The 8,021-nt window shown below is 61.4% G+C and carries 4 protein-coding genes; 2 read left to right on the forward strand and 2 right to left on the reverse strand.

The window, feature by feature from the left end:
• Positions 1-197: 197 nt before the first annotated feature.
• Complete coding sequence (gene dnaE, locus GSQ77_RS08750) at positions 198-3,878, forward strand: DNA polymerase III subunit alpha (protein WP_174246416.1); 3,681 nt, start codon at positions 198-200, stop codon at positions 3,876-3,878.
• Between the two features lie 109 nt (positions 3,879-3,987).
• Here the strand turns inward: dnaE and GSQ77_RS08755 are convergent, their stop codons facing one another.
• On the reverse strand, positions 3,988-4,815 hold the full coding sequence (locus GSQ77_RS08755) for a glycosyltransferase family 2 protein (protein ID WP_158901120.1): 828 nt from the start codon (positions 4,813-4,815) through the stop codon (positions 3,988-3,990).
• Entirely contained in the window at positions 4,812-5,639 is an 828-nt protein-coding gene (locus tag GSQ77_RS08760) for a glycosyltransferase family 2 protein (RefSeq protein ID WP_158901122.1), read from the reverse strand. Before GSQ77_RS08760 ends, GSQ77_RS08755 begins: the two co-directional genes overlap by 4 nt.
• A gap of 409 nt (positions 5,640-6,048) precedes the next feature.
• Here GSQ77_RS08760 and msbA point away from each other — a divergent pair, with 409 nt between their 5' ends.
• Positions 6,049-7,767: a lipid A export permease/ATP-binding protein MsbA gene (msbA, locus tag GSQ77_RS08765; protein ID WP_254067587.1), complete on the forward strand. Its 1,719-nt coding sequence runs from the start codon at positions 6,049-6,051 to the stop codon at positions 7,765-7,767.
• Positions 7,768-8,021 lie beyond the last annotated feature (254 nt).

Raw genomic sequence — 8,021 nt, forward strand, 5'->3', positions numbered from 1 at the left:
TGTACTAGCGCACCAAACGTGCGAGCCGAACCCGCGCATTAAACCCGTATTATCCCGCAAGCGGCCACCCGCTCCAATTTATCCGTTCGGCCGGTCGTGTATCCGTTCATCCCGCCGTGCGCCGTGTCGATCGTGCCCGTTATTTTGCCGCGTGCAGAAACGCGAATCGAGCGGGGCGACGCGTTACAATAATCGCTATGCCAAATCCAAGCTTCGTTCATCTACGCCTACACTCCGAATACTCGATCGCCGACGGTACCGTGCGCATCGACGACGTGGTCAAGGCTGCCGCCGCAGACGGCCAAGGCGCACTCGCGCTGACCGACCTGAGCAATACCTTCGGCCTCGTCAAGTTCTACCAGGAGTCGCGCCGTGCCGGCGTCAAGCCGATTGCCGGCTGCGACGTCTGGATCACCAATCCGGGCGACCGCGAGAAGCCGGCTCGGCTATTGCTGCTGGTCTGCTCGCGCCAGGGTTACCTGAATTTGTGCGAGTTGCTCACGCGCGCGTGGCTCACCAATCAATACCGGGGCCGTGCGGAAGTCGACGCAAGCTGGTTCGAGGAGGGCCTGGCCGAGGGGCTGTTGGCGCTGTCCGGCGCGCTGCTCGGCGACATCGGCATGGCGCTGGTCGCCGGCAACTCCGAGCTCGCAACGCTGCATGCGCAACGTTGGGCGCGCGTGTTCCCGCAGCGCTTCTACATCGAGTTGCAACGCACCGAACAACCGGGCGTGGCGGCCTACGTGAGGCATGCTGCGGCGCTGGCCGCGCAAATCGGTTTGCCGGTCGTGGCGACGCATCCGGTGCAGTTCATGACCGGCGACGATTTCATGGCGCACGAAGCGCGCGTATGTATTTCCGAGGGGGACATGCTGGCCAACCCCCGGCGCTCGAAAAAATTCACCACCGACCAGTATTTCAAGTCGCAGCAGGAGATGGCGGAGCTGTTTGCCGACATCCCTTCGGCACTGGCCAATAGCATTGAAATTGCGAAGCGCTGCAACCTGACGCTCGAGCTCGGCAAACCCAAATTGCCGCTGTTTCCGACCGACGGCATGTCGCTCAACGACTACTTGGTCCATCAGTCCAAGGAAGGCCTGGAACAGCGGCTCCTGCAACTCTATCCGAATCAGGCCGAGCGCGACGAACAGCGCCCGACCTATTACGCGCGTCTGGAATTCGAGTGCAGCACCATCATCAAGATGGGCTTCCCCGGTTACTTCCTGATCGTTGCAGACTTCATCAACTGGGCCAAGAACAACGGCGTGCCGGTCGGCCCAGGCCGAGGCTCCGGCGCAGGTTCGCTGGTGGCTTATGCACTGAGCATTACCGATCTCGACCCGCTGCAATACAACCTGCTGTTCGAGCGCTTCCTGAATCCTGAACGCGTTTCGATGCCCGACTTCGATATCGACTTCTGTCAGCAGGGTCGCGATCGCGTCATTCAATACGTGAAGGAAAAGTACGGCGCAGACGCAGTGTCGCAGATCGCCACCTTCGGTACGATGGCGGCCAAGGCTGCGGTGCGCGACGTGGGCCGTGTGCTCGATCTCGGCTACAACTTCACCGACGGCATTGCCAAGCTGATTCCGTTCAAGCCCGGCAAGCATGTCACGATTGCCGACGCGATGAAGGAAGAGCCGCTGCTGCAGGAACGGTTCGACAACGAAGACGAAGTGCGTCAATTGATCGAGCTTGCGCAGCGCGTCGAAGGGCTGACTCGCAACGTCGGCATGCACGCCGGGGGGGTGCTGATTGCGCCGGGCAAGCTGACCGATTTCTGCCCGCTGTACTCGCAAAGCGGCAGCGACGATGGCGGCGGTGTGATCAGCCAGTACGACAAGGACGACGTCGAAGCGGTCGGTTTGGTCAAGTTCGACTTTTTGGGTTTGACCACGCTGACCATCCTCGACTGGGCCGAACGGTATATCCGACGGCTCGATCCTGCGATGAAGGACTGGAACTTGAGTCAGGTTTCGCTGACCGATCCGGCCGCTTTCCAGATCCTGAAAAAAGCCAACACGGTGGCCGTGTTCCAGCTGGAAAGCCGCGGCATGCAGGGCATGTTGAAAGACGCGCAGCCCGACCGGTTCGAGGACATCATCGCGCTGGTGGCGCTGTATCGTCCGGGCCCGATGGACCTGATCCCGAGTTTTTGCGCGCGCAAGCACGGTCGCGAAGTGGTCGAGTATCCCGATCCTCGCGTCGAGCCGGTGCTCAAGGAGACCTACGGCATCATGGTCTACCAGGAGCAGGTGATGCAGATGGCGCAGATCATCGGCAACTACTCGCTGGGCGGCGCCGACTTGCTGCGCCGTGCGATGGGTAAGAAAAAAGCCGAGGAGATGGCGCAGCATCGCGAGCTGTTCCGCGACGGCGCGGCGCAGAACGGCCTGAGCGCTGCCAAGGCCGACGAAATTTTCGACTTGATGGAGAAGTTCGCCGGTTACGGTTTCAATAAATCGCACGCCGCCGCTTACGCCTTGCTGGCGTATTTCACCGCATGGCTCAAAGCACATCATCCCGCCGCGTTCATGGCCGCCAACATGAGCTTGGCGATGGACGACACGGACAAGGTCAAGATCCTGTTCGAGGATTGCTTGAACAATGGCTTGGAGGTTCTGCCGCCCGACGTCAATCATTCGGCTTACCGCTTTGAGCCGGTGGCGCCGGAGGTCGCGACGGCACCGAATTCAGCGAACGCAGCATCTGCGCGCGCCGCCGCACCCAGCAACACATCCAGCAACACACCGCCGCCTGCCACCAAGATTCGTTATGGTCTGGGCGCGGTCAAAGGCAGCGGGCAGGGCGCCATCGAGGAAATTCTGCGGGCACGCGAAGAACGGCCGTTCACCGACCTGTTCGATTTCTGCATGCGGGTGGACCGCCGTGTCGTCAACCGCCGCACGATCGAATCGCTGATACGTGCCGGTGCGTTCGATGCCTTGCATGCCAACCGCGCCGCAGTGCTGGCGTCGGTCTCGCTGGCCATTGAAGCGGCCGAGCAAGCCAGCGCCAACGCGCATCAGGTCGGCCTGTTCGATATGCCCGACGGCGAGCCGGATCGACATGATTTGATCGTCGAAACGGAATGGCCCGAAAAGCGCCGCCTGCAGGAAGAAAAGGCCGCGCTGGGATTTTATCTGTCGGGCCATCTGTTCGATGCCTACGCGAGCGAGGTGCGTCGCTTTGCTCGGCAAAAACTGGTCGACCTGAAAGAGGGGCGCGACAAACTCGTGGCCGGCATCGTGACTGGTTTGCGTACGCAGATGACACAGCGCGGCAAGATGCTGATCGCGTTGCTCGACGATGGCACCGGCCAGTGCGAAGTGACGATTTATAACGAGCAGTTCGAAGCCAACAAAGCGCTGCTCAAAGAAGACGAACTGCTGGTGGTGCGTGGTCAGGCCCGCTTCGACAGCTTCAGCGGCGGCTTGCGCTTTACGGCCGATACCGTGATGGATCTCGAGCGCGCCCGGCGTCAGTTTGCCGATGCGCTCACGCTGTCGGTCAATGGCAATGCCAATGCCGGCCGTCTGCGCGAATTGCTGCAGCCTTATTGCGTGCCCTTGGACGAAGGCGGCGCACAGATTGCCCCGGCGCCGGCGTATGCCGCGAGTGCGAAGTCAGGCGGGGGGCAGTCCGGCGGCTATAGCCGCGGCGGTCAAGGAGGGCAGGGCGGCGGTCGCGAGCGACGTAGCGAGCCGATTCCGCTGCCGCCCGGGCTGAAGGTGCGCGTCCACTATCGCGGCGAAGGCGCGGAATGTTTATCGGAACTCGGCGACACATGGCGCGTGCGGCCTAGCGACGATTTACTGAGTTTGCTCAAGCAGGAATTTACCGGCGAAGCGGTCGAGATCTCATACGGGCCGCGCTGACGTTTGGCGCCTGACGCTTGCATGGAGCGTCAGGTAAGAAGCGATGGCGCTGCACAATCGAGTACTCATCCGGCTCATCTGGTACTCATCTGGCGCTCCCGCAGCACTGCTACGGCGTGAGTTCCCCGATTCCCACCTCGGCACGCGTGGTGCGATCGGCGAGTCGCGCGACCACCTTGTCGTAGTTCGGCCCTTCTCGATCTCGCGGTTGCTCGCGATGCCACAGATGAAAAATCTCGGTCGCGTACGCGCCGAGCTTGCGGTCCACTCCTGCATTGAATAGGCGCGCAACCAGATCGGCGTCCTCATGTCCCCAGCCCACGAAGGTTTCGTCAAAGCCATTGACGCGCTCCAGATCGTCGCGCCACGCACTCATATTGCAGCTTTTGATGCCGCGCCATTTGAAGCGATCCAGGCGGCGCCAGGCGCGATCCGGCAATTTGGCCCACAGCGGCAAGATCTTGTTGACGTTGCCGCCGAGCCGCTGTTTAAACCAGAAGCCGGGGTGCGCATCGGGCAGCGAAAGCGGCTGGTCGATCACGGCGCGCGTGAGAGTCTCGTTGAGCAGAATGCGGCTGCCGGTGACCACTGCGTCTTCTTCCGAGAGGCGACGATGCTGGGCGATAAAATCGTGCTGCGGCACGCAATCGCCATCGAGAAAAATAATGTAATGACCGCGCGCGCGGGCGATGCCCTTATTGCGTATCGCTGCGGCGCGAAAGCCTTCGTCCGGATGCCACACGTGCTCGATGGGAATGGGTGTGGTTTGCGCGAGCCGCTCGACGAGTGCGCGCGTGTCCGGGCCCGATCCATCGTCGGCGACGATGAGCTCGTAATACGGATCGTACTGCGCCATGCATGCGCTGAGCACGCGCTCCAAGGCGTCGGGCCGGTTGTAGGTGGTAATCACCACCGAAATCAGCATCTTGTTGTTCATGACGACTCTCGCTCATCTTTCAGCTCAGCCAGCAGCATCAGCTTCAGGTAACGGTAATACGTCCCTTCCGCGTTCGAGATCGCCAGAATCAAACCCATGCGGCCATCGAGAAAGCCGCGCTGGATAAAATACGTGCGTGCGAAACTCCAGAAGCCGTGCAGAAGTGCTTTACGCAGGCTGCCACGCTTGCCGCGCACAGCGCCCTGCGTGGCGCCGTAGGTCGAGTAGCTATCGACTTTTTGCAGCACCTCGGAGAAGTCGCGGAAGCTGTAGTGGATCAGCGCATTGCGCAAGGTGCCGAGCGCAACGTCCGCATGCGGGCGCAGCGTTTCATGTACCAGATCGGGCGAGAATTGCGCCGAATCGCGCTGGAACAGACGCAGCACGTAGTCGGGCGACCAGCCCGCATGCTTGATCCACGTACCGCAATAGCTCGACTGGCGCGGCATTCTATAGACCTTGGCGGCGGGGGCCGCGACGGTCTGCAAGATTTCGTCGCGCAGGGCCGGCGAGACCCTTTCGTCCGCATCGAGCGATAATATCCAGGGTCCGCGCGCAGCACTCAGCGCGCGTTGCTTTTGCACCCCGAAGCCCGGCCAGTCGGTTTCGCTGACCTGGGCGCCCAGCTCGCGGCACAAGGCCTGCGTGCCATCGGTGCTGCCGGAATCGAGCACCACGATCTCCTGTACCCAGTCACGCACCGATTCGAGACAATCGCGGATATCGTGCGCCTCGTTCTTGGTAATGACGATGACGCTGATGGCCTGAGCCGAGTCCGCCAAGTTCGCCGAATCTGCCGAATCCCTCAAACCGATATCGGTCATGCCCGGCCTCCAGCCCTAGCGTACGGCAAGCGGATATCGGCATGGTGTTGCGCCGAAGGCGGGGCTGCACACGGGGCTGTAGGCAGGGCCGCACACGGGGTTGCCTGATTCGGTTCGAACAATGAAGTAAGCAATGGTTATTTCCTGCAATAACGTATCGGTCGGATTGGCGGCACGGCGAGGAGGTGCTCCCGGTACAATACGGCATTCTGACGCGGCGGCAGGGCGCTTGGAGCCGGCCAGCCGCAGTGGCAACGACCGCTTTAACGACAAATCCGGCACCCCTCGCGCCCGCCTTCGTGCATCGAGTGGCGCCCGCCGCGCATTCTCTAATTTTGAGGCCGCATTGAGTATACAAGGAAATTCCGCCGCTCCCGGCGTCGCCAAGCCCGTTGCTACCCCCAAGGTCATGGCGCGTCTATGGCTTTATCTCAAGCCGCATATCGGGGTATTGATACTCGCGATGGTCGCGATGGCCATCGTCTCCGCGACTGAACCCGCCGTACCCGCGCTGCTCAAGCCCTTGCTCGACAAGGGCTTCGGTTCGCACGACCACAGCAGCGCGCGATGGTGGATTCCGCTTGCCGTGGTCGGCTTGGCGTTGTTGCGCGGGGTGGCGCAGTACGCTGCCAACTACCTGCTCTCATGGGTATCTAACCGAGTGCTGCTCGACCTGCGCTTGAAAATGTTCGAGCAGATGCTGCATGCGCCTGCCGCATTTTTCCAGCGTGAGACAGCCAGCACCATCATCAATGCCATCGTCTTCGAAGTGAACCAGGTGTTGAACGTGTTGACCGGGGTGTTGATTACCCTGGTGCGCGATTCGTTCACGGTGATCTTTCTGCTCGGCTACCTGTTCTACCTGAATTGGCGCTTGACGCTGATCGTGGCGGTGATACTGCCGGGCATAGGCTGGCTGGTCAGCAAGATCAATCGGCGGCTGCGGCGCTTGAACCGCGAAAGCCAGATGCTGACCAACAAGCTGTCGTATATCGTCGAAGAGACGGTAGGCGGTTATAAAGTGGTCAAAGTGCACAATGGCGAGCGCTACGAGCAAACCCGCTTTGAAGAGATGAGCCGGCGGCTGCGCGGTTACTCGATGCGCATGACCGTATCGGGCGGCCTGGCACAGCCTCTCACGCAATTTCTGGCCTCGATCGCGCTCGCGATCGTGATTTCAATCGCGGTGCTGCAATCGTCGAGTGACCAAACCACGGTCGGCGGTTTTGTCGCGTTCGTGACGTCGATGCTGTTGATCATTTCGCCGCTCAAGCACTTGATCGACGTCAACCAGCCCTTGCAACGCGGCATGACCGCGGCCGAGCTGATCCTGGGGCTGATCGACGAGCCGGCCGAACCCAAGGGTGGCGATATTGCGCTTGCGCGCTCCGCAGGCAAGGTGCAGTTCGATCACGTCGCGTTCACGTACGGCGCGGTGCCGCAGCCCACGCTCGACGATATCTGCTTTACCATCAAACCGGGTGAAATGGTGGCGCTGGCCGGGCCCTCCGGCAGCGGCAAGACCACGTTGGTCAATTTGCTGCCGCGCTTTTTCAACCCGACCGGTGGCCGTATCCTGATTGACGACGTGCCGGTCGAAGATTATCGCTTGGCCGATTTGCGCAGCCAGATTGCGTTTGTCAGCCAGGACGTGGTGCTGTTCAACGATACGATCGCCGCCAACGTCGCATATGGCCAGACGGTCGATCGCGACAAGGTGAACGCGGCATTGGAGGCGGCCAACCTGATCGGAGCCGTGGCGGCAATGCCGCACGGCATCGATACGCTGGTCGGCGATAACGGCATGCGTTTATCAGGCGGCCAGCGTCAGCGCCTGGCGATCGCCCGTGCCATCTATAAAGATGCACCTATCCTGATTCTCGACGAAGCCACGTCGGCGCTCGATTCCGAATCGGAACGCTACGTGCAGGCGGCGCTCGAAGTGTTGATGAAGGGCCGCACTACGCTGGTCATCGCGCACCGGCTATCGACCATAGAACGCGCCGACCGTATTCTCGTGCTCGAAGGTGGGCGCATCGTCGAGCAGGGCAGCCACGCGCAGTTGTTGCAGCATGGCGGCCTCTATGCCAATCTGCATAAAATCCAGTTTCAGAAAGAGACTGTCTAAACGCGCGTCGCGCTGCACCGACGCGTTTTCAGCAAGCGGGGCGCCAGACCCCGCTAGACCCGCCCGCGGGACATCTTGCGCCCCAATGACGAGTTCTACACGATGGGCCGCGCGCCTAAAGCGTGAGATAGGGCGGCATAGCGGGCCGTCCCCAGCCGCCAACCGCTAGACTGGTGCCGCCTCGCGTACGGCGGGCGAGCCTGCGTCGTGCTATATGAGATGATAACGGCGGGGTTGGCTCGCGGGGGCTGAAT

This window comes from Burkholderia sp. L27(2015), assembly GCF_009765705.1.
Taxonomy (GTDB): Bacteria; Pseudomonadota; Gammaproteobacteria; order Burkholderiales; family Burkholderiaceae; genus LMUX01.